Raw genomic sequence first — 24,831 nt, 5'->3', positions numbered from 1 at the left:
GATTATAGTGCTAGTAGTTCTTGAATCTGTTTTTCTTCCGCTAATCTTTGTAATGCTTTTTTATAATCTGTTGGCATTACTTTGATGAAATTTGTCTGTTGGTTTTCCCAATCTTCCAGAAGTCTTTTTGCTACTGGACTACTAGTATATAGAGAATGATTTTTAATTAAACGTCTTAATTTAGTAGTGTCTTGCTCTTCAAGAGCTTCAAAAGCTATCATTTCCATATTGCATAATGTAGCATCAAACTTTTTATTTGGATCATAAACATAAGCAATACCACCGCTCATTCCAGCGGCAAAATTTCGTCCTGTTTTTCCTAAAACTACTACAGTGCCTCCAGTCATATATTCGCAACCGTGATCTCCAATTCCCTCTACAACGGCTATTGCTCCAGAGTTTCTAACACAAAAACGTTCCCCGGCCATTCCATTTATATAGGCTTCTCCAGTAATTGCTCCGTAAAGGGCAACATTTCCTATTATAATATTTTCTTCTGGTTTAAAAGTTGCAGTAGGAGGAACTTTAATAATTAATTTTCCGCCAGAAAGCCCTTTTCCTAGATAGTCATTGCAATTTCCATGAATTTTAAAAGAAAGTCCATTCGTTGCAAATGCACCAAAACTTTGCCCAGCAGAACCTTCAAAGTCCACTAATATCGTGTCATCTGGTAATCCTTGTGCACCATATATTTTTGAAATTTCATTACTCAAAATAGCTCCAACAGAACGGTCCGTATTTTTAATTTTGAAAGTAACTCTTGTTTTTTCTTTTCTATAAATAGAAGGAATCGCTGCTTTTATAATATCAAAATCGAGTACGTGCTCTAATGCGTGATCTTGTGTTGTAGTATTGTGATTTGGAACCGTTTTCGCTTTTTCTGTTTTGTATAAAATGGCTGATAGATCTAATCCACTGGCTTTGTAATGTGTAATCGCCTTATTAACATTCAGTTTCTGAGATTGTCCCACCATTTCTTTTAGTGTTCTAAATCCTAATTGTGCCATTATTTCTCTTAATTCTTCTGCAATAAAATACATGAAATTAATAATGTGTTCTGGCGTTCCTTTGAAGTTTTTTCTCAATTCAGGATCTTGAGTGGCAATTCCGACAGGACAAGTATTCAAGTGACAAGCGCGCATCATAATACAACCGGATGCTACTAATGGAGCAGTTGCAAAACCAAATTCCTCAGCTCCAAGTAAGGCTGCAATAGCTACGTCACGACCTGTTTTTAATTGTCCATCACATTCTAAAACCACACGACTTCTTAAATCATTTAAAATTAGGGTTTGTTGTGCTTCGGCTAAACCAAGTTCCCAAGGAATTCCTGTATGTTGCAAGGATGTTAATGGTGCAGCACCAGTTCCTCCGTCATATCCTGAAATTAAAATTACATCAGCTTTTGCTTTAGCAACTCCTGCAGCAATGGTTCCAACACCAACTTCTGATACTAATTTTACATTAATACGCGCTTCTCGGTTTGCATTTTTTAAATCGAAAATTAATTGGGATAAATCTTCGATAGAATAAATATCATGATGTGGCGGAGGTGAAATTAATCCCACATAAGGAGTTGAGTTTCTTGTCGCTGCAATCCATGGTACTACTTTTTCACCGGGTAATTGCCCGCCTTCTCCAGGTTTAGCACCTTGAGCCATTTTTATTTGAATCTCTTTAGCGTTTGTCAAGTAGTTTATCGAAACTCCAAATCTCCCAGAGGCAACTTGTTTGATAGCACTGTTTTTAGAATCTCCATTTTCCTCTTTCTGAAAACGTCTTTGATCTTCTCCACCTTCTCCAGAATTACTTTTTCCGCCAATTCTGTTCATGGCTATTGCCAAATTTTCGTGCGCTTCCTGACTGATAGATCCGTATGACATCGCGCCAGTTTTGAATTTTTTTACAATTTCGGTCCAAGGTTCTACTTCATCAATTGAAATAGGATCTAGATTATTAAATTCGAATAAACCTCTAATAGTCATCAAGTTTTCGCTTTGATCATTCACCATCGTAGCATATTCTTTGTAACTTTCTGGGCTGTTTAATCGTACCGCTTGTTGTAGTTTAGAAATAGTCGTTGGGTTAAACATGTGTTTTTCTCCATTTCTTCTCCATCTGTAAATTCCGCCTATTTCTAGTGGTAAAAGATTTGCAATTTCAGAATTTGGAAACGCTTTTTGGTATCTTTTCTTGATTTCTTTTTCGATTTCCATTAGACCAATTCCTTCAATTCTTGACGGAGTGTAAGGGAAATATTTAGAAGAGAATGTTTTATTTAAACCTAAAATTTCAAAAATCTGCGCTGCTCTGTACGAATGTAAAGTAGAGATGCCAATTTTATTCATGATTTTAAGAATTCCTTTTGCAATCGCTTTATTGTAGTTTTTGATGGCGTAATCTGCTTTTACACCAGTGATAAAACCTTGATTTATTTGGTTGTGAATAATTTCATTCACCATATAAGGATTGATGGCACTTGCTCCATAACCAAATAATAAAGCAAAATGGTGCGGTTCACGAGGTTCTGCTGATTCGATAATGATGCCAAATTTAGAACGTGATTTAAGGATGTTCAGTGAATGATGAATGTAAGAACACGCCAATAACATTGGTATAGGAGCCATTTTATCACTTACGCCTCTATCCGAAATAATTACGATATTACAACCTTCAGAAACTGCTTTAAATGTTGCTTGAACCGCTCTTTCTAAAGCACGTTCTAATCCGTTTACTCCTTTTTCTATATCATATAATGTAGAAATGGTTACTGATTTGAAATCAACATGGTCAATATTTCTTAATTTATCCAAATCCTCATTAGAAATAACAGGATTTTGAATTTTTAGCTTTTTGCATTGCTTGGATTCAATCTCAAAAAGATTAAAATCACCACCAACAGCTAAACTAATATCTGTGATAATCTCTTCACGAATACCATCCAAAGGTGGATTAGTAACTTGTGCGAATAATTGTTTGAAATAATTATATAAAAGTTGTGGCTGATCGGATAAAACGGCTAGAGGAGTATCGTTTCCCATCGAGCTTAAAGCTTCTACACCATAAGTACCCATAGGATTTATGATTGTTTTTAAATCTTCGATGGTATAACCAAACAAACGCTGTCTGGTTCCAAAATCAACACTTTCAGTTGGAATTGCATTATTGGTATAAGGAACTTCAGCTAATTGGAGTAAGTTTTCATCCAACCATTTTTTGTAAGGTCTTTTCGTTGCAATGGCATTTTTAATCTCATCATCCTCTATAATTCGGCCTTGGTTCATGTCTACTAAGAACATTTTCCCTGGCTCTAAACGACCGTGTTGAATTACATCTTCAGGCTTTATATCTAATACTCCAATTTCTGAAGACATAATCACAAAACCACTTTTGGTCAAGGTATAGCGAGAAGGACGCAATCCATTTCTATCGAGTAAAGCACCAATAACGTCACCATCAGTAAACGGAATAGAAGCGGGACCGTCCCAAGGTTCCATAATACAAGCATTGTATTCGTAAAATGCTTTTTTCTCTTCAGACATGGTTTGGTGCTTTTCCCAAGCTTCTGGAACAACCATCATCATCGCTTCTGGTAAGGAGCGACCCGTCATCAATAATAATTCGACAACCATATCCATAGAAGCTGAATCTGATTTTCCTTCTAATATAATAGGGAATAATTTTTTTAAATCATCTCCAAAAACAGCACTTTCCATCAATTCTTCACGAGCTCGCATTCTACTGATGTTTCCACGAAGTGTATTTATTTCACCATTGTGACACATATACCTAAAAGGTTGTGCGAGTTCCCAAGACGGAAATGTATTGGTAGAAAATCGTTGGTGTACCAACGCTAATCTAGTTACTAGATCTGAATCCGATAAATCAGTATAATAACGACTGATATCTTCTGGCATCAACAGTCCTTTATAAATTATGGTTGTAGTCGAAAAACTAGAAAAATAGAACATGTGACTTTCTGAAGTTCTAGAATTTCGAATAGTGTGTTCTGCAATTTTTCTAGCGGCAAACATTTTAGCGTTAAATTGCTGTTCTGTTATGTCTAAACCATTTTTACCAACAAACACTTGTTTTACTGTTGGTTCTTTTTCAGCCGCAATTTGTCCTAGATTTTCAGCTGCAACTGGTACTTCTCTCCACCCTAAAATGGCTAGATTTTGATCTTTTATAGCATTTTCAAAAGCGGTTTTACAAAAAGCAACTTGATTTAAACTTTTTGGCATGAAAACCATTCCTACTGCATATTGTCTTACTTCGGGAAGTTCAAAGTCACATACTTTTTTAAAAAAATCATGAGGTATGTCAAAAAGTATTCCTGCTCCATCACCGGTTCTTCCATCGGCACTTACCGCACCACGATGCTCTAATTTTATTAAAATATCGAGTGCTTTGTGTATAATATCATTCGACTTAATTCCATTTAAATTACAAATGAATCCTGCTCCACAATTATCGTGTTCAAATTCTGGCAAATAAAGGCCTTGTTCTTTAATTTTCATTTTGTTGTGTTTTTAATACAAAAATAAATATTTAAGTGAATTTAATTTAATAAATAATTGATATTGATTCATTTTTCTTAATTTTATTCCAAAATTGATAAATAAATATCAATTGTGTAATTTATATGTTCGTAAATGATAAATCTTTAAATTATTATTTTTAAAAAAGTAAAATCGCTTTAATTATAGGGTATTAGCGACTAATTACTCAATCGATATAGTAATTTTTAATGTATAAGGTCAAGAAGAATATTTTTTCTATTTTCCAGTTAAAAACAAAAAAAAGACAAGTTGATTTTTAATTGGCTGTTATTATCTTTTTTTTAATATCAAAACATTTCTCTATTCAGATGAATTTTGCTATTTTTGTCGCACTTTTATTCTGAAAGAAATTCAGAAGCCAGACAAATTCTATATTATGAACATACACGAATATCAAGGAAAAGAGATTTTAGCAAGCTACGGAGTTCGCATTCAACGCGGAATCATTGCAAATAGCGCAGCAGAAGCTGTAGAAGCTGCAAAACAATTAACTACTGAAACAGGTACAAGTTGGTATGTTGTAAAAGCCCAAGTTCATGCAGGTGGACGTGGAAAAGGTGGTGGAGTTAAACTTGCCAAAAACTTACAACAAGTAGAAGAAATTGCAGGACAAATTATCGGAATGCAATTAGTTACACCTCAAACTTCGGCTGAAGGTAAAAAAGTAAGTACCGTTTTAATCGCAGAAGATGTTTACTATCCTGGAGAAAGTGAAACGTCTGAGTTTTATGTTTCTGTATTGTTAAACAGAGCGACTGGACGTAACATGATTATGTATTCTACTGAAGGTGGAATGGATATTGAAGAAGTTGCAGAGCACACACCACATTTAATCTTTACTGAGGAAATTGATCCTGCTGTAGGATTACAAGGTTTTCAAGCAAGAAGAATTGCTTTTAACTTAGGTCTTTCTGGAAATGCTTTCAAAGAAATGGTAAAATTTATCGATTCTTTATATAATGCTTATATTGGATCTGATGCTTCGATGTTTGAAATTAACCCAGTGTTAAAAACATCTGACAATAAAATAATGGCTGTTGATGCTAAAGTAAATATCGATGATAATGCTTTATACAGACAAACTAAATATGCTGAAATGCGCGACATTCGTGAGGAGAATCCAATCGAAGTTGAAGCTAAAGAAGTAGGATTAAACTATGTAGATCTTGACGGTACTGTTGGATGTATGGTGAACGGAGCTGGTTTAGCAATGGCAACTATGGATTTAATTAAGTACGCTGGTTTTGAGCCTGCAAACTTCCTTGACGTAGGTGGAACTGCTGATGCAAAACGTGTTGAAACTGCTTTCCGTATTATCTTGAAAGATCCAAACGTTAAAGCAATTTTGATTAACATTTTTGGAGGAATCGTTCGTTGTGATCGTGTTGCTCAAGGAGTTGTTGATGCATACAAAAACATGGGTGATGCTATAAAAGTGCCAATTATTGTTCGTTTACAAGGGACTAATGCAGCAATTGCAAAAGAATTAATTGATAATTCAGGAATGCCAATATTATCTGCTGTTGAATTTCAAGAAGCTGCAGACCAAGTAAAAGCTGCACTTTCTTAATTACAAATTGTTATATATTAAAAAAACCTGTTTGCCTTAGCAAACAGGTTTTTTTTTGCTATTTACTTTTTATGAGGTATTTTCTAAATAAGAAAAAGGATTTCAATAATAGTATAAAGTTATCGTAAAAATAAAGGTATCTGTATTGTATAGAATATCTTTGTATTTACTCAAATTATTTAATTTGCGTAGCTAAACAATAGAAGATATGAAATTAAATATACAAAATAAATTTACTTCAGAATTACCAGCTGATCCTATACAAACTAACGAACCTAGACAAGTACATCAAGCTTGCTTCTCGTTTGTTGAACCTAAAAAAACAGAAAAACCTTTCTTAATTCATGCTTCTAAAGAAGTAGCACTAGAAATTGGACTTTCAGAGCAAGACTTACTTTCTACTGATTTCTTAAATGTATTTTCTGGGAATTCTATTTATCCTGAAGCCAAACCTTTTGCCATGTGTTATGCTGGACATCAATTTGGAAATTGGGCGGGACAATTAGGGGACGGTCGTGCTATAAATCTTACTGAAGTTACTCATGATGGTAAAACGTATACTTTGCAATTAAAAGGAGCAGGACCAACGCCATATTCAAGAACAGCCGACGGTTTAGCTGTTTTACGATCTTCTATTAGAGAATATTTGTGTGCAGAAGCGATGTTTTATTTAGGCGTTCCCACAACACGTTCTCTTTCTTTGATGCTTTCTGGAGATCAAGTACTACGTGATGTTTTGTACAATGGAAACCCAGCATACGAAAAAGGCGCTATTGTTAGTAGAGTAGCACCTTCTTTTATTCGTTTTGGTAGTTTTGAAATCTTTGCCGCTAGAGAAGATCTCGTTAATCTTAAACTATTAGCTGATTTCACAATCAAAAATCATTTTCCGAATGTTAAGTCGGAAGGTGTCGAAAAATATTTAGCATTTTTTGAAGAGGTTACTCAAGCCACTTTAAAAATGATTGTAGAATGGCAACGTGTTGGTTTTGTTCACGGAGTTATGAACACGGATAACATGTCTATTCACGGCCTAACGATTGATTATGGACCTTACGGTTGGTTAGAAGATTATAATACTGGTTGGACACCCAATACTACAGATAATCAGCATAAAAGATACCGATTTGGCAACCAACCTGAAATTGCATTGTGGAATTTATATCAGTTAGCGAATGCACTCTATCCTTTAATAGAAGATGCTAAACCTTTAGAAGCAATTCTAGAAGCCTACAGTTCTAATTATGAAAAGCAATATCTGAATATGATGCAAGATAAATTAGGTATACAAAACAAAAGCGACGATGATCTATTTTTAGTTAATCGATTGACTGAATTACTTGAAAAAGTAGAAACAGACATGACTATTTTCTTTAGGAATTTAGGCAACATAGCAAAAGAAGATGCAGTAGCGGTAGCTTTTGGAAAAATAAAAGAAGCTTTTTATAATGAAAAAGAATTGAATGAAGTGCTCTTGAAAGAATGGTATGATTGGTTTGAAATTTATAATTTTAGAATAAATGAACAAACGCTTTCCGACTTAGAAAGAAAACAAAAGATGAATGGTATTAATCCTAAATATGTATTGCGAAACTATATCTCACAATTATGTATTGATGATGCAGAGAAAGGTGATTATTCTTTGTTATGTGAATTAATTGAAATGCTTAAAAAACCCTATGATGAACAACCTAATTTTCAAAAATGGTTTGCCAAAAGACCGGATTGGGCAAGAAATAAAGTGGGTTCATCAATGTTAAGTTGTAGTTCTTAAAATATATTTTAATAAGAAATTAATTTACTTCGGCAACATTAAAAATAGTAATAAAAAAACCTGCTTGATACAAGCAGGTTTTAATTTATTATGATTCTCCCATTTCTTGGAGTAAAGCTGATTCGTATATTTTGAAACCTTTATGCTTTTGCTGTGCAATCTTAAAAAGTGCTTTCGCGACTATTTTACCCTCTATAGGTTTGTGTTTTTTTAAATTTCCAAAGAATAAAAAGGGGAGCATTTTCATAAAAAGACCACCTATTTTCTCTGCTAATCTAAATTCATTACGGTTACCTAATAAAAGAGAAGGCTGTAATACAGCAATGGTTTCAAAATCTGAAGTGCGAAGGTAATCTTGAATTTCGCCTTTAGTTTTTAAATAAAAATTACTAGAATTTGCATCGGCACGTAGAGATGAAATTATCAAGAATTGTTTCACCTTGTTTTGTGAAGCAATTTCTGCAAACTGTTTTGGATATTCATAATCTACTTTCCTAAAAGCTTTTTGGCTTCCCGCTTGCTTAATGGTTGTGCCAATTGTACAAAAGAAATCATCTCCAACCACTAATTCTTTATAGCTTTCTGGTTGATCAAAATCAATGATATGTTGCTTTAATTTAGGATGCTTTATACCAGTATCTCTTTTTGAAAAAGTGATTACATGACTGTATTGATCACTTTCTAATAGTTCCGTTAAGAGGTATGAACCAATTAAACCAGTACTTCCAATTACCAAAGCCGTTTTCATACTAGGATTTTTTATTCTTACCAAAATTAAATTTTACTTTTTCAACTACTTGAACTTTTGAATTTCCTTTTGGATATTGCTTTTTAGATGTGTTTTTTGTAGCAGGTCTTGACTTAGAAGGAGCTTCATCACCTCTTGATTTTTCTTCATCTCTTGGTTTTGCCTTAAACTCAGGTCTGTCTTTCGCTCCGTCTTTCGCCGGAATTTGTGCTTTATGTTTAGCTAAAACATCGTTGGGATTTTTAGGATTCTCTTTTGTTCCACGCAAATGAATTACTAATGCATTTAGGAAATTACGCAACACCTGGTCACCACATTCCATGTAGTTTTCATGTTTTTCATCACGAAAAAAAGCACCTAATTCTGATTTAGTGATTCTAAAATCTACCAGTTCTAATATTTCAACTATTTGATCATCACGTAACATTAAAGCTACACGAAGTTTTTTAAAGATATCGTTGTTAGTCATCATTTTTATTTTTTACAAAGGTACGGTTAAAATGCAATTACACCACGTTTTTAAAATTACAATTGAGGTGCGTTTAAAATTCGAATTATAGTGTCTAAATCTTCTTTAGTATGATTAGCAGTAATAACAATTCTATTTAAATTAGTATTTCCAGTTGGATATTTAAAATTTGTTGCGATGATTTTATTGGTGAGGAAAATTTCCTTTAAACCTTCAATAGAAGGATAAATTAAAGGGTAATTTTCATGAAAAAGAATTAATTTGTTTTTGTTTAATTTTTTATCAATGTATTGTAAATTAACTTTTAATTTTTGATGTTGTTGCGAATATATTTCTTCAGCATCAGCTATAGTTTGGACAAATGCAGGATTCATGCCAGCACTAGAAACAAAGGTGTCTAGTTTACTGATTTTGCTAATAAAATCAGTATCGCTTGCAACAACTCCTCCAGTAAGACCTAATGCTTTTCCTAAAGAGGCAATCATAATTTTTCTCTTGATATTTGGAAATAAAATATCCGAATACATACCACATCCATTCGTTCCTAAAATCCCTAGTGAATGCGATTCATCAACCAACAAAGTAATTTCTTTGTTTGAAGGAATGGAATTCAAAACGGAAAGATCAATAAGTTTTGTATGAAAAGAAGGAACGGAATCCGTTAAAATAGTAATTTTTTCAGATACTGAATTTAGCAAACGAGGATTTAATTCTTTTTCTACAAAAAAGGGTAGGCTAGAAGCTACTTTCAGCGCTGTATGTGTGTTAGGGAAATGAAAAAAACAATCCGTTTGACGGGCTAAAACTTCCAACGCTAATTTTCCAGCCAACATACCAGAAGAAACGGTAAGAGCGGCTTCTGCTTTTATATATTTCGCTAAAAATAATTCTCCATTCTCGTATGCAGTTAGTTCGATATTAGCACTTCTGGAACTTCCATAAGCCGTTCCCCATCTCAAAATATTTTGAATAACCAATTCTTGAAAAGCTTTATTTGTTGGCAAACCTAAATAGGCCGTTCCGCCAAAATAAAGAAATTCTTCATTATCGATTTTAATTCTTCGATCTGGAAATTGGTTAACTTTCATTAGTTTTAAATTAAAGTCACGCCAGTTCCATTAAGTTTAGAATAGGATATTTTTCCAAAATCTATGGTCACTCCAGTTGCAATATCTTGGGCTAAAAGCAATCCTCCATCCATATCTACATAATCAAGAAGTGGTAACAATTGCGCAATTGCAGATATTCCTACAGTAGATTCAGTCATGCAACCTACCATTGTTTTTAGGCCTAATTTTTTAGCTTCTTGAATCATTCGTCTTCCAGGAGTCAAGCCACCACATTTCACTAATTTAACATTTACGCCATGAAAATGAGAATGACATTTAGATACATCTTCTTCGATAATACAACTTTCATCGGCAATAATGGGTAGAACTGAATGTTTGAAAACTTCTTTATGTCCTTCCCAATTATCTACTTTAAGCGGTTGTTCCAGGAATTCAACACCTAGTTTTTTTAATTCTACTGCATTATTTATAGTTTCTTCAACGCTCCAGCCACAATTAGCGTCTATTCTAAAAATAGCATTGGTATGTTTTCTAAGTTCTTTAATAATAGCGATGTCTTCTTTTGTGCCTAATTTAATTTTGTAAATAGGCCACGGAAGTTCTTGCATTTTAGCTACCATTTTCTCAATGGAAGCAATTCCAATAGTGTAATCTGTTAACGGATTTGAATTGGTGCTGTAATTCCACAATTCATATAATTTTTTTCCTTTTTGGCGTGCATATAAATCATTGTATGCCATATCCAGAGCGCACAAAGCAAACATATCATGTTTTAAATAAGGATGAATTTTTGCCCAAAATTCTTCGGGTGTTTCGTTAGTAGTATTTTGGATTAGAGTTCTAATTTTTTCTAAATCCTGCATCATTACCGGAACGGTAGTTTTATAATAAGGATTTGAAGTGGCTTCGCCAAAACCAGAAAAACCTTCATTTCTAAGTTCAACAATAAGCGAGGGCTGAAAGTCTATTGATTCTCTAGAAATCGTAAACGTATGTTTTAACTTGAGGTTGTATTCTCTTATAATGAGTTCCATTTAATTCGAAATTTAGAATTTAAAATTAATAATAATTATTGTAATACGGATGATTATTTTATTTTAATAGATATACTATTTTAATACTTTTAAAATTTTATTTTATAAATATGTTCTTTTGTCTGTTATTTTTTTTTAAATTTTTTGGATGTTGATTTACAATTATTTATGCTTTTTTTTGAGTTGGTTTTTACTTAAATTTTATAAACTCCTATTTAAGCTTTTTTTTACTGGCACACTTATTGTTTTTTGAAAAAATAAGTTAATAATTTAAATTTTGAAAAAATGAAAAATATAAAAGTACTTACATTATTAGGAATGGCTTTATTTGCTACAAGTGCCATGAACGCACAAGTTTCAGTCGGATTTAATATTGGACTTCCAAGCGTAGTTGTCTCAGGAAGTGTTAATAGAGCTCCTGCTCCTCAAAGAGTTTATAGAGAATATTACGAAGCTCCTGTTGTATATACCAATGTATATCATAATCGTAGAGATTATGATATAAGAAGATATGAAGCGCAACGTCGATACGAAGCACAAAGAAGATACGAGGCGCAACGCCGATATGAAAATAAATGTAATGATAAGAGATATTACCATCATAAATATAAAAAAAGAGATCACCACGATCGATATGATGATGATGATAGAGATGATCGTTAATACGTAATACAAAAAAATAAAAAAGAGAATCATTAATGATTCTCTTTTTTATTTAGAGGTTCTATTTTTTATAAAAATCTATGAGATTAGGTCAATTGGCCTTGTAATTTTTTTATATCGTCACGTAATTTTGCTGCTTGTAAAAAGTCTAATTCTTTTGCAGCTTTCTCCATCGATTTGCGTTTTTCCCTGATCAGTTTTTCAATTTCAGGTTTCGCCATATAAGCAGTTTCTGGTTCAGCAGCGGTATCAAGACTTAAGCCTAATTCATAATCTACTAATGGATTTTTAGTAAAGGCACTTTCAATTTTCTTATTAAGTGCCATCGGAATTAGATTGTTTTCCGTGTTGTAATTGATTTGTTTGGTTCTGCGATACTCCGTTTCGTCAATAGTTTTTTGCATGCTTTTAGTGATTTTATCTGCATACATAATTGCTTTACCGTTTAGGTTTCTCGCTGCTCTACCAATAGTTTGCGTGAGCGATCGATGACTACGTAAGAAACCTTCTTTATCAGCATCTAGAATTGCTACAAGGGATACTTCGGGTAAATCTAGCCCTTCACGTAGTAAATTGACACCAATAAGTACATCAAAAATTCCCTTTCGCAAATCTTGCATGATTTCAATTCGTTCTAAAGTATCCACTTCTGAGTGAATGTAACGACAGCGAATATTAACTTTCGTTAAATATTTTGCTAATTCTTCTGCCATTCTTTTCGTTAGTGTAGTTACTAAAACACGCTCGTCTAGTTCGGCTCGAACCTGAATTTCTTCAATTAAATCATCAATTTGATTTAAACTTGGTCTAATTTCAATAATTGGATCTAATAATCCAGTTGGTCTAATCACTTGTTCTACAACTACACCATCTGTTTTTTCTAATTCATAATCAGCAGGAGTTGCTGATACATAAATTACTTGATTTTGCATGGCTTCAAATTCCTCAAATTTCAACGGTCGGTTGTCCATTGCTGCAGGAAGTCGGAAACCATATTCTACTAAATTTTCTTTTCTACTTCTGTCTCCACCATACATGGCGCTAACTTGTGATAGAGTTACATGGCTTTCATCCACCACCATCAAATAATCTTTAGGAAAATAATCCAGTAAACAAAAAGGTCTTGTTCCGGGTAAGCGACCATCTAAATAACGGGAATAGTTCTCAATTCCTGAGCAATAACCTAATTCTCGAATCATTTCTAAATCAAAATTAGTACGTTCTTCTAATCGTTTTGCTTCTAAATGTTTTCCAATTTCTTTAAAATAATCCACTTGTTTAACTAAATCTTGTTGGATTTCCCAAATGGCTCCTTGCAATACATCAGGTGAAGTCACGAACATATTGGCTGGATATATAGTCAATCTTTCAAATTTTTCGAGGACTTTAGAATCTTTAGTGTCAAAACTTTCAATTTCTTCAATTTCATCTCCAAAGAAGTGAATTCGATAAGCTTCATCGGCGTAACTAGGATAAACATCTACAGTATCTCCTTTTATTCTAAAACTTCCTGGATTAAAATCCGCTTCTGTTCTAGAATATAAACTCTGTACTAATTGGTGCAATAATTTTGTTCTAGAAATGTTTTGTCCTTTCTCAATTGGAATCAAATTTTTCTGAAATTCTACTGGATTTCCAATACCATACAAACAGGAAACAGATGCTACAACTAAAATATCCCTGCGGCCAGAAAGTAATGAAGCAGTTGTTGACATTCGCATTTTTTCGAGTTCTTCATTGATGGATAAATCCTTTTCAATAAAAACACCAGTTACGGGCATAAACGCTTCTGGTTGATAATAATCGTAATAAGAAACAAAATATTCTACCGCATTATTGGGGAAAAACTGTTTGAATTCAGAGTACAATTGTGCGGCTAGTGTTTTGTTATGCGCCAATACTAATGTAGGTCTTTGCACTTCCTGAATTACATTGGCAACGGTAAAGGTTTTTCCTGATCCAGTAACTCCTAAAAGCGTTTGAAATTGATCACCATCAATAATTCCTTGAGCTAATTTTTCAATGGCTTGTGGTTGGTCGCCTTTCGGCTGATAATCGGATACTACTTGGAAATTCATTTAATTAAGGTACAAAGTTTTATAATTACAAAGGTACAAAGTTAGATTTCTTTATGCACTTAAGTTTTAGCCAAAAAAAAACCATTCGCCTCAACGAATGGTTTTACTTTAAAAAAATAAAGACTAGAAACTGAAACTTAATCTTGCAAAAAGGAATCTTCCGTTTTGACCAAATTGAGAAGTGTTTCTTGAATATACAAATTGATTTGCATTTGATAAATCTATAGAAGATGGCGCAGCTGTATAATCAATTGCTCCAGCGACTAATCTAGGTTTAATCACATTTTGTGGACCAAGATTTTTATCTGGATAAATATCAAAAATATTATTGGCTCCAATCACAATTTTTGCAGCCTCAGTTATTTTGAAACCAACAGATAAATCAGTGATTATTTTTGCTCCCCAAATTGGGTGTTCTACTTCAACCACTTGGCCATTTACTATTGCTCCTTCAACTCTTCCGTCGCTATTTGCATCAGCTGTATTTGGATCGGTTACTTTTCCAAAATAAACGTTTCTCAAGAAGAAATCGAATTTTTTATAAGAAAGAGAGTTGGTTAAATTTGCTTTTACTCTAGGAATTGCTTCTTGTAGATATACTCTGCTTGCTTCAGAGTAGTATCTGTTTACTTGACCTGCAGCTTCTAAAACTGGAGAAGCGTGAATATTTCCTACTCTGTACGTATTGGAGAATGTTCCGGATAAATCTGATTTTAAAGAAACATTGTTCCCGAAATTTGTTTTATGACTTAATACAACATCAATACCTTTTGATTCTGTGTCAATAGCATTAGCAAAAAAAGTAGCAGCAGTTGCACCTGCAGTATCAAACAAGGCATTCAAATTTGCATTTGCTGTTCCTGGTGCTGGATTTCCTCCTGGTCTTGAAAACTGATCTGTAAGAACAACTCTATCATCAATTTGTACAATGTAAGCGTCGGCAGTTAAAGTAAGATTTGCCGACGGAATTTTAGCAGTAAAACCGATACTTGCACTTTTAGATTCCTCTTGTTTTAATTTTGGAATTCCTAATAATTGTGCAGGTTGTGAGTCGTTACTAAATGTTCCAACTTCAAATGGTACACCGCCTACAAATTGGGTAGCGGTTGAGTTAAAATAGATTTGGTGTAATGAAGGTGCTCTAAATCCTGTAGAAACCGCTCCACGTAAATTAATATTATCAGTTAATTTGTAGCGAGTCGCTATTTTAAAATTGGTTGTATTTCCAAAATCAGAATAATTTTCAAAACGAAGAGCTCCGTTTACTAACCATTTTTCGGTAACATCTAATTCTAAATCTGTATATAAAGCATAACTGTTGCGACCTTTGTCAATCGCATTTGCTGGTCTGAATCCAGGGAAAACTTGTGCTCCACCTGGTCTTGCTCCGTTATAAGCAGAAGATGCAGATCCGTAAATTGCTCCGGGATATCCTCCCAAAACGCCGTTATAAAAGTCAGTAACTTTAATATTGTTTGGCGTTGTTCCGGTTACAATTCCTCCATTAATATCATATAAGTTGTAAGAGTCTGGTACACCTTCATTAATAGAGAAATTTTCATGTCGATACTCTGCACCAAAAGCAACGTTTAAATTTCCAAATTTACGGTTCATGTCAAAATTGGTAGTATTTTGTGCGAAAGCTAAACCTCCAGCATCAAATTTTGTAGGAGAACCTTCTCTCATCGAAGAATTGACTGTATTTTCTATAGAATAATCCATTGCATTTCTTCCATAAGTATTGCTTAAATCAAAATTCCAATTTTCAAGTAAAATACCTCTAAAGCCTGCAGCAATGGATACATCATTGATTGTAGAATGAATTTCAGGTAAAAAACCATTAGGATATAATCCAGAATACCCTCTAGATTGATTTGGTCTTCTGTAAAAACCTGCTGCTTCTCCATCTCTATAACTTGTTCCTCCAAAGGCATAGGCTTCTAATTTATCATTAATAGGATAAGCAGCATTCAAAAAGAATTGAGCACTTTTTAAAGAAGATTGTCCTACTCTCATATTAAAATCTTTTCTTTCTAAACCACGGTAAGCTAATTCACCTGCTGTAGCATCAAAATTTAAAGCGGTTTGCATTTGGGCAATTGTAGTTGCTCCACTGATAGCTGATTGTTGAGCTGTTGTAAAATAACTTACTGATGGAGAGTAAGTTTTGATTGCATTTACAATTTGCGTTTCGTTAGCAGTATTATTAATATTTCCAAATAGAGCGTTTATATTTGTTCCTGCAGCTGCAGCTCTATCTTCTACGGCATTGTACGCATTAAATAAAGTCCCAGTTACATCTTTTGCTCTGCTAGTAGCATCTCTAACTTGAAAGCTTGCTGTTGCATTTATAAAGCTTTTTTCTTTACCAAGACTTGTTCCGTAGTTTAAGTCCAATTGATAATTTCCCCCATCTACGCCACCAGAATGATCGTAAGATCCTTTAGAGAAATTTGCTCCTGAAAAGAGATTTACATCTAATTTATTGGTGTTTTTCTTTACATTGATATTGATAACTCCAGCAATAGCATCAGATCCATATTGTGCCGAAGCGCCATCTCTTAGTACTTCAATTTTTTCTATAGCAAAAGCAGGAATTGCATTCAAATCCGTTCCTACAGATCCTCTTCCTGGGGAACCATTTATGTTAACTAATGACGAAGTATGTCTTCTTTTTCCGTTCACCAAAACTAAAACTTGGTCAGGACCTAAACCTCTTAATTGTGCAGGATCTATGTGGTCCGTTCCGTCGGCAACAGTGGTAGAATTTGACGTAAATGATGGTGCCACCATGTTTAAAATTTGACTTAAATTTACTTGTGGACCTTGTGAAGCAATGTCTTTCATTGCAATTACATCAATTGGAACGGCAGATTCAGTTACTGTTCTAGTGGGATTACGAGATCCTATTACAACTACTTCTTGTAATGATTCACCAGATCCCTTTAAGGAAACATTTAGTATTGCTCCGGTTATAGTTACCGTTTTGGTTTCTAATCCTACATAAGAAAATTGCAATACGTCTCCTATTTTTGCAGTAATAGAGTACTTACCATCAAAATCTGATGTGGTTCCTTTTGTCGTTCCCTTTACTATAATAGTTGTTCCTGGCAACGAAGCTTTAGATTCATCAGTTACAATACCTGAAATTTTAATTTCCTGCGCTGTCATTCCGACGGAGAAAACCAAGGTTAGAATAAAAATAAATTTTTTCATTTTTCGGTTATTTAAGATTATATTTGCTAAAATACTACTTAAATAACGTTAAAACCTGATAATTTAACTTAATTTATGTTAAATATCATATTGTTCTTTTTCGATACTCTTTTTGAAGTAATCTTAAAATGGATTTGTTTTTTTTCAAATATGATAATTTTATTTTTTTCTGAGTTTGAAAAAAGATCATTAACGGATAAGTGAAATATATACTTTTTTAAAATTTCCAGTTTTTTTGTTGGCTTTCAGACATAAATGTCCAAGCCAAAATACGGCTTGTTTTTTGACCTTGAGCCATGTTTATTTCTTTGATTTTGACTGCACCTACTTTGTTCAATATTCTAATTAAAGAAATACTATTTTCTTTTTTAGATACTAAAGTAGTAAACCATAAACATTGCATTGGGTATTTTGCACTTTCATATATCATTTGGGTAATGAAACCTATTTCACCGCCTTCACACCAAAGTTCTGCATTGTGCCCGCCAAAATTTAAAACAGGTTTTAATATTTTAGTTTTTGTGTTTCTTGATTCTAAATTATTTACTTTTCGAATAGAACTTTTTGTCGCTTCCTCTTGAGAAGCATGAAAAGGAGGATTACAAATCGTGAATGCAAATCGATCCTCTGGAGTAATTATGTTTTTGAATAGGAATCGAGATTCTGTTTGTAACTGCAAGCTAATTCCATCCATGAGTTTAGGATTCATGGCAATTATTTTTTTGCAATTCTGAATCGCTTTTTCATCAATATCAGTTGCTACAAAACTCCATCCATAAGCAGAATTTCCTATTATAGGATATATGCAATTAGCTCCTACGCCAATATCTAATCCCTGAATCCTATCACCTTCTGGAATAACACCATTATTAGTTTCAGCTAATAAATCAGCTAGATAATGAATGTAATCGGCTCTGCCAGGAATGGGTGGGCAAAGGTAATTAGCGGGAATATCCCATTCCTGAATATCGTAATGTTGAATTAATAGCGCTTTATTTAATGCTTTTACAGCATCCGGATTACTGAAATCGATAGTTTGCTTTGCCTGTTCGCTATCGCTCGAGTCGATTTGATGTTTGTTTATCGCAACAAACTGTTGTAATTCTGGGGAGAGTTTGATTAATTGTTCAAAATTATATCCAAATCTATCTAGATTTCTTGGGTGTAGATTTGTTTTTTCGGTAGTTGTTTTCGCTTTCATTTTCTATATTTCGGTGTAAAGATAGGTAATCTGCTTTTATCAAAATATATGAAAATTAAATTTGCTTTTCAGTATTAGTCTAGGCATTCCATCATTAGTAAATCACCTTCTTTGTAATTTATTTTTACAATACCATCTTTAATTACTCGATTGCTGCTTCCGGTTCTGTAACCAATAGTTAGTGCATCATCGTTTAATGGATAATATAAATTTTCAGAATGAATTCCGGTGACATGACCTATGGGAATCAAAGATATTGGAGTATTTGCAGTGTACCACTTTTCGAATTTTTTAGGTAATAAAAACACTTTTGAATGGTCGTCTAGAATAACAATTTTTAAGGTTTCGCGGTATCTTGTGATGTTGGTAATGTTGGTAATAGTATGATCGGCTCTTTTTCCTGTTGCCCAAACTACGTTTACGGCTGGAATTTTTCTTTCTATCAAATAATCAAAAGCTTTTTCTAAATCTGTTTTGTTTTGATCGGGCGTATGAATAATTTCAATTGGATATTGTGAGGTTTGGTATTGCTCTGGGTCAAAACCACGATCAAAATCACCTAAAAGTACATCTACTTTTATGTTTAATTCCATGACTCTTTCCATTGCAGAATCTAATACGATTACTAAAGGCGACCATTCTAACAATTGCCCCAATAATTCTGGATCACATGCGGCTCCATTGGCAATTATTAAAGCAGGTTCTTGATCATCGCGAACAATATGGTGTGAGGACATTGGAATTTAAGATTTAAGAATTTTGATTTCAGATTTTTTAGACTAGAAATAAAAATTTTTGATTTGTAGTTTGTAAAGTTAGTTAAAAAAACAGGCAACTTAAAACCAGAGTCCCTAGCCCAGATTGCAATGGAAAGCTTCTTGCAGCCAAAAAGTATTTTTTCTTGTTCTTGCAAAGCGACCATCGGAAGCTCTTGCAAGAATTTAGAAAAAACTTTTTGGCTAGAGAACTTGTAATGTAAAGCTGGAATAGCTCCTAAAAAAGCGGTAAATAGTCTTTATTCTATCACGTAGTTTTTGGTATCAATCTCGCTCAAGGAGAAATAACCTAAAGGATAATTGGAGTTGTTTGTAGTATTGATGACGTTTCCTCTTATGGTTCCTGGTGGAGACTGAAATGGGCTACCGCCACTATTGCTAGAAATACTGACCAAAACACTCATGTAATTATAATATTGTTTTGAAATTCCGTAATGGGTTATTTCGATCTTATCTCCTTTTTTTAATTCATCATTTTGTGAAATACTGAAGAATTTGTTGCCATTAAAAAATTCATCTTGATCTACATAGAAATTAGATTTTACTTGATTAGAGTAAGAATATTTATATAAGTAAAAGTTTGTTTCATTTGATGGATCATTATAAAACGTTTTAATTTCTATTTGATCTGCGGTAAAACCACCCATGTCATTTTGTACAATTTCGGTTATAGGTGCAACTGATTTCATGGTTTCTGTGGCGGTATATGTTGTTCCTTGGCTAATTATTGTCAAAGTATAGTTTTCGTTTAAAGCAGGAACAAAATTGGTACAAAGGTATTCTCCTTTTACGCTGGTTTCTACAAAGTCGAATTTAACATTACTGCTGTTTTTTATGTACACAATTGCATTGGAGACTTTTGGAATGTTTTGACTGTAGAAATCGGAAGTTGTTGTTAAGTATATTTTTTGTTGGTTTCCAGTCGTTCCTTTTTTCCAATTGATAGAAGCTGTAACAACCAGTTTTGGCGCAGCAGTTTTTAAATCTAATTGAACTACGTCTTCGCAACTGCTAACTAAAGCAGCTGTCATAATTAGGAAATATAAAGCTATTTTTTTCATTAGAATTAAAATTTGAAGTTATAACTAACAGCTGGCACAATACCAAAAATGGATGTTTTTACTGCTTCATTGTTTCCAGTATCGGCATTTTGTCTAAAATTAATTGACGCAGCATTTTTGCGATTGTACACGTTGTAAACGCTAAAAACCCATTCTCCTTTCCAATTTCTACCTAAATTCTTTTTAGGGGTTAGTGTAGCGGAGAGATCTAAGTGATGGTATGTAGGAAGTCTATTTTCATTTCTCAAACCATAACTAGGAACGGTAATGCCAAGATACTCGTAACGGCCATCGGGATAGGTAACAGGCTGACCACTTTGCATTGCGAAATTGCCACCAAAAGACCATTTTTCGTTAAGATTATAAGCAGCAGTTATAGCAATATTGTGTAATTTGTCATAGGCAGAACTGTACCAAGCTCCATTGTTTATTCCGGATTCTAAATTTGTTCTTCCTGGTGTTTGTTGCTCGGATTTAGATAAGGTATAGGAAATCCATCCATTTAATTTCCCTTCATTTTTTTTAAACATCAATTCTAAACCATAAGAACGCAACTGCCCATTTAGAATTACTTGTTCAATGGCTCTGTTAGCAATTAGGTTGGCACCATCAATATAATCTAATCTGTTTTTTACTTTTTTATAATAAGTTTCTACTTCTAAAGAGTAATCGCCGTCTTTAAAATTTCTAAAATAACCCAACGCTACTTGATCCGCTATTTGAGGTTTTATAAAGTTATCACTGGGTGTCCAAATATCTAGTGGAGTAGGAGATGAGGTGTTTGAAATTAACTGTAAATATTGAACCATTCTATTGTAACTCGTTTTTATAGATTGGTTTTCGCTAAGTTGATAGGATAAAGAAAAACGGGGTTCAAAGTTATCGTAGGATTGTATGGTTTTATTTTTTTTATAGAATTCTGTTCCAATTGGTGTTGCTTTCTCATAAATCTTAAGATCAGAATTAAAAGTAACAGGACTATTGTTTTCGTAGATATTTACAGTAGATTGGCCTAATCGATAAAAAAGGCTATATCGAATTCCATATGAAATGGCTATTTTATCTGAGAGGTCATGATCTGCATTTATATATAAAGCAGGTTCAAAGGCATATTTTTTATCTAGTTGATCAAAATTTATTCCGGAGTTGTCATCGGTAGGTTTTATGGTTCCTGGATTAAATTTATAGTAAATACCATTTACACCATAATTTAATTTGAATTTATCAGAAATATAATTCTTAAAATCGTACTTGATATTGTAGTTTTTTATACCTGAATCCCATTTAAATCCTACAAAGTCTAAATCTAAACCGTAATAATAATCACTATAAATCAATGATAAATTTGAAAATAATTTATCAGAAAATAGATGATTCCATCTTAAGTTTAAGGTTGAGTTTCCATAAATATTGGTAAAACTTTTGTTGAGTGCGAATACATCTCTTCCAAAATAACCAGATAAATAAAGGTTGTTGTTTGGATTTAATTTATAACTCAATTTTGTGTTTAAGTCATAAAAATAAGCTGCATTGTCTTTTTGTTTTTCAGATAGTTTTAGAAATAAATGCGCATAGGAGCTTCTACCTCCAATTAGGAAGGAACCTTTGTCTTTTACTAATGGACCTTCTGCCAAAATTCTACTGGATATTAATCCGATACCACCATTTACATGAAATCCCTTACTACTCCCATCTTTTTGATAAATATCAAGTACAGAAGAAGCTCTACCGCCATAACGGGCTGGAATTCCTCCTTTATATAATTTTAAATCTTTGATTGCATCGGGATTAAATACGGAGAAAAAACCAAATACATGAGAGGAGTTAAATATTGTAGCTTCGTCTAATAAGATTAAGTTTTGATCCGCACCACCACCACGAACATTAAAACCAGATGCGCCCTCGCCAGCATTTGTTACTCCTGGAAGCAGTAATAATGATTTTATTACATCTACTTCACCTAGTACTACAGGCATTTTTTTTATAGTAGAAATAGAGAGTTTGTTTACACTCATTTCAGGTCTTTTAATATCGGTTTTGCTTGATGATCCTGTAATTAGAACTTCTTTTAAAGCCGTTTCATTACTGGATAGACTAAAGTTTTTTTTGTTGTTTTGTGTCAAATTGATTGATTCTTGGATCGTTTGGTATCCTAGAGAACTTATTTGTAAGACATGGGTTCCTTGTGGGAGTGTAATAGAATAAAAACCATATTCATTTGTGGTAACTCCTATCTTTAGCTCTGGTATAACTATGTTTACGCCAATCAAAGTTTCGTTGGTGTTGGCATCCATAATGGTTCCGCTAAGTGTAAACTTATCTTGGGAGAAAGCTGTAGATGAAAATAAGATAATAATAAAAAGGCTAATGATTTTCTTTGGATTCATTTCTAGGATTTTGAATTGCAAATTTCAACTAAAACGCGTTAATTCTTGTTTAAAAAATGTTAATGTATTTTAAAAAAAAAGACAACTGTTGCCAGTTGTCTTTCATAATTCAGTAAGAAATAAGTTTAGGCTAATTTAGCATCTAAATTTTCTTTTATTGCTGCTAAGAAATCTTCAGTTGTTAAATAATCAGCTGCAGTCAAACCTTCTGGTTTCACTAGCATAGCTAAATCTTTAGTCATTTTTCCGCTTTCTACAGTATCAATACATACTTGTTCCAGAGCATGACAAAAATCAATTAAAGCTTGATTTTCATCTAACTTACCTCTGTGCTCTAATCCTCTTGTCCATGCAAAGATAGAAGCAATTGGATTTGTAGAAGTAGCTTTTCCTTGTTGGTGTTGTCTGTAGTGTCTTGTTACTGTTCCGTGCGCTGCCTCAGCTTCAACTGTTTTTCCATCAGGAGTTACTAAAACAGAAGTCATTAATCCTAAAGAACCAAAACCTTGTGCTACAGTATCTGATTGTACATCACCATCGTAATTTTTACAAGCCCAAACAAAACCACCATTCCACTTCATTACAGAAGCTACCATGTCATCGATCAAGCGGTGCTCATAGGTAATTCCAGTTTCTTCAAATTGAGTTTTATAATCTTTTTGGTAAACTTCTTCAAAAATATCTTTGAAACGACCATCGTAAGCTTTTAAAATGGTGTTTTTTGTAGAAAGGTATAATGGCCATTTTTTTGTTAATGCCATTTGAAAAGAAGAATGAGCAAAACCATAAATGCTTTCGTCAGTATTGTACATAGACATAGCAACACCGTCACCTTTATAGTCATACACTTCCCAAGTTTGTGTTTCACCTTCTTCTGGTACGAAAGTCATTGTTAGCTTTCCCTTTCCTTTTATAACGGTATCAGTTGCTTTGTATTGATCTCCAAAAGCATGACGACCAATTACAATAGGTTTTGTCCATCCTTGTACATAACGAGGAACATTTTTCATGATAATTGGCTCACGGAAAACAGTTCCACCAACAATATTACGAATAGTTCCGTTTGGAGATTTCCACATTTTCTTTAAGCCAAATTCTTTTACACGATCTTCATCAGGAGTAATAGTCGCACATTTAATACCAACATTGTATTTTTTTATTGCTTCGGCAGAATCTATAGTGATTTGATCATTAGTAGCATCTCTGCTCTCCATTCCTAAATCATAGTATTTTATATCTAAATCTAAATATGGAAGAATTAATTTTTCTTTAATAAAAGACCAAATAATTCGTGTCATTTCATCTCCATCCAATTCAACTACTGGATTGGCTACTTTAATTTTTGTCATAATGTATTGTTATATATAATTCTTATTTTTAATCGCAACAGCAAAGGTAATAAAACGATATCGTAAAAGAAAATGCCTTTTCACTAAGTTTTTGATAGTTCAAATTGAATTATGAAATAACGAATATTGTTCGAACAAATAACGAATATGAAAATGTTATATCGTAATAACTATCAAATATGAATTTAATAAAATGACTTCTTTTTTTAAAACCGCTAGCAAAAACAAGTAAAGTTTTGTTATTGGAGTGCAGTTGTGTTTTTACAAATTTAATTTCTAAATTTCAACTCAAAAAAAAATCCTCAACACTGTTGAGGATTTTTTATAATAAAGAGACAGTAAACTATCTTCTTTTGTCTTTAATCTTAGCTTTTTTACCGGTAAGTTCTCTGAAGTAGAAAATTCTAGCTCTACGAACTGCACCTTTTTTGTTGATTTCAACTTTTTGCAAAGCAGGCAAGTTAACTGGAAAGATACGCTCTACTCCAATTGCACCAGACATTTTACGAATTGTAAAAGTTTCTGTATTAGCAGAACCTCTTCTTTGAATAACAACTCCTTTAAAAAACTGTGTTCTAGTTTTTTCACCCTCTCTAATTTCGTAGTAAACGGTGATTGTATCTCCAGCTGCAAAAACAGGGAAATCTTTTCTTGTTACAAATTCGTCTTGAACGAATTTCATTAAATCTGCCATGATATCTTTAATTATGGTTTTTATCAAATCAACATTCGCGGATCTCGCCAGAGGTTGGTCTGAATTCGGGTGCAAATATAGAACTATTGTTTTAATTTACAAGTTTTATTTATAGTATTCAGCGTTCATTATTACTCTATACACTTGTTTACTTTCCTTAAATATAAACTAATAGGATT

General features: G+C 33.2%; 16 protein-coding genes. 3 read left to right on the top strand and 13 right to left on the bottom strand.

Annotated elements, in window-relative coordinates:
• Nucleotides 1–2: 2 nt before the first annotated feature.
• On the bottom strand, nt 3–4,520 hold the full coding sequence (gltB, locus tag H2650_RS15260; protein ID WP_188051689.1) for a glutamate synthase large subunit: 4,518 nt from the start codon (nt 4,518–4,520) through the stop codon (nt 3–5).
• 418 nt (nt 4,521–4,938) lie between these two features.
• Between gltB and sucC the strand changes: the two genes are divergently transcribed.
• Both sucC and H2650_RS15250 read left to right on the top strand, forming a co-directional pair.
• Nucleotides 4,939–6,132, top strand: coding sequence for an ADP-forming succinate--CoA ligase subunit beta (gene sucC / locus H2650_RS15255; protein ID WP_188051688.1), 1,194 nt, complete (start codon nt 4,939–4,941; stop codon nt 6,130–6,132).
• Between the two features lie 208 nt (nt 6,133–6,340).
• Nucleotides 6,341–7,906 carry a YdiU family protein gene (locus H2650_RS15250; protein ID WP_188051687.1) on the top strand — a complete coding sequence of 522 codons (1,566 nt, stop codon included), beginning with the start codon at nt 6,341–6,343 and terminating at the stop codon, nt 7,904–7,906.
• A gap of 88 nt (nt 7,907–7,994) precedes the next feature.
• Here H2650_RS15250 and H2650_RS15245 read toward each other — a convergent pair whose 3' ends face one another.
• The 4 genes from H2650_RS15245 to H2650_RS15230 are packed head-to-tail and all read right to left on the bottom strand — an operon-like array spanning nt 7,995 to nt 11,227.
• A complete protein-coding gene (locus tag H2650_RS15245) occupies nt 7,995–8,654 on the bottom strand; it encodes an NAD(P)H-binding protein (protein WP_188051686.1) in 660 nt (219 codons plus the stop codon).
• A gap of 1 nt (nt 8,655) precedes the next feature.
• Nucleotides 8,656–9,123 (bottom strand): DUF1456 family protein, encoded by a 468-nt coding sequence (locus tag H2650_RS15240; RefSeq protein ID WP_188051694.1) that lies wholly within the window; start codon nt 9,121–9,123, stop codon nt 8,656–8,658.
• 56 nt (nt 9,124–9,179) lie between these two features.
• Entirely contained in the window at nt 9,180–10,211 is a 1,032-nt protein-coding gene (locus tag H2650_RS15235) for an aminotransferase class I/II-fold pyridoxal phosphate-dependent enzyme (RefSeq protein ID WP_188051685.1), read from the bottom strand.
• Between the two features lie 5 nt (nt 10,212–10,216).
• Entirely contained in the window at nt 10,217–11,227 is a 1,011-nt protein-coding gene (locus H2650_RS15230) for a dipeptide epimerase (RefSeq protein WP_188051684.1), read from the bottom strand.
• A 285-nt stretch (nt 11,228–11,512) separates the two neighbouring features.
• On the opposite strand from H2650_RS15230, the gene H2650_RS15225 reads away from it, so the two are divergent.
• Entirely contained in the window at nt 11,513–11,890 is a 378-nt protein-coding gene (locus tag H2650_RS15225) for a hypothetical protein (RefSeq protein WP_188051683.1), read from the top strand.
• 86 nt (nt 11,891–11,976) lie between these two features.
• Here the strand turns inward: H2650_RS15225 and uvrB are convergent, their stop codons facing one another.
• The 8 genes from uvrB to rplS all read right to left on the bottom strand — a co-directional run bounded on the left by uvrB (nt 11,977) and on the right by rplS (nt 24,652).
• Nucleotides 11,977–13,968: an excinuclease ABC subunit UvrB gene (uvrB, locus tag H2650_RS15220; protein WP_188051682.1), complete on the bottom strand. Its 1,992-nt coding sequence runs from the start codon at nt 13,966–13,968 to the stop codon at nt 11,977–11,979.
• A gap of 123 nt (nt 13,969–14,091) precedes the next feature.
• Nucleotides 14,092–17,184 carry a TonB-dependent receptor domain-containing protein gene (locus H2650_RS15215; protein WP_188051681.1) on the bottom strand — a complete coding sequence of 1,031 codons (3,093 nt, stop codon included), beginning with the start codon at nt 17,182–17,184 and terminating at the stop codon, nt 14,092–14,094.
• 217 nt (nt 17,185–17,401) lie between these two features.
• Entirely contained in the window at nt 17,402–18,385 is a 984-nt protein-coding gene (gene rlmF / locus H2650_RS15210) for a 23S rRNA (adenine(1618)-N(6))-methyltransferase RlmF (RefSeq protein ID WP_188051680.1), read from the bottom strand.
• A gap of 74 nt (nt 18,386–18,459) precedes the next feature.
• Nucleotides 18,460–19,122: a thiamine diphosphokinase gene (locus H2650_RS15205; RefSeq protein WP_188051679.1), complete on the bottom strand. Its 663-nt coding sequence runs from the start codon at nt 19,120–19,122 to the stop codon at nt 18,460–18,462.
• Between the two features lie 278 nt (nt 19,123–19,400).
• Complete coding sequence (locus H2650_RS15200) at nt 19,401–20,222, bottom strand: DUF4249 domain-containing protein (RefSeq protein WP_188051678.1); 822 nt, start codon at nt 20,220–20,222, stop codon at nt 19,401–19,403.
• Between the two features lie 5 nt (nt 20,223–20,227).
• Nucleotides 20,228–22,609, bottom strand: coding sequence for a TonB-dependent receptor (locus H2650_RS15195; protein WP_188051677.1), 2,382 nt, complete (start codon nt 22,607–22,609; stop codon nt 20,228–20,230).
• Between the two features lie 125 nt (nt 22,610–22,734).
• Entirely contained in the window at nt 22,735–23,958 is a 1,224-nt protein-coding gene (locus H2650_RS15190; protein ID WP_188051676.1) for an isocitrate dehydrogenase (NADP(+)), read from the bottom strand.
• Nucleotides 23,959–24,301: 343 nt separating this feature from the next.
• Nucleotides 24,302–24,652: a 50S ribosomal protein L19 gene (gene rplS, locus H2650_RS15185; RefSeq protein ID WP_126454599.1), complete on the bottom strand. Its 351-nt coding sequence runs from the start codon at nt 24,650–24,652 to the stop codon at nt 24,302–24,304.
• Nucleotides 24,653–24,831 lie beyond the last annotated feature (179 nt).

The organism is Flavobacterium sp. GP15, from assembly GCF_014281985.1.
GTDB lineage: Bacteria > Bacteroidota > Bacteroidia > Flavobacteriales > Flavobacteriaceae > Flavobacterium > Flavobacterium pygoscelis.
This window is presented reverse-complemented; position numbering and strand designations above follow the sequence as displayed.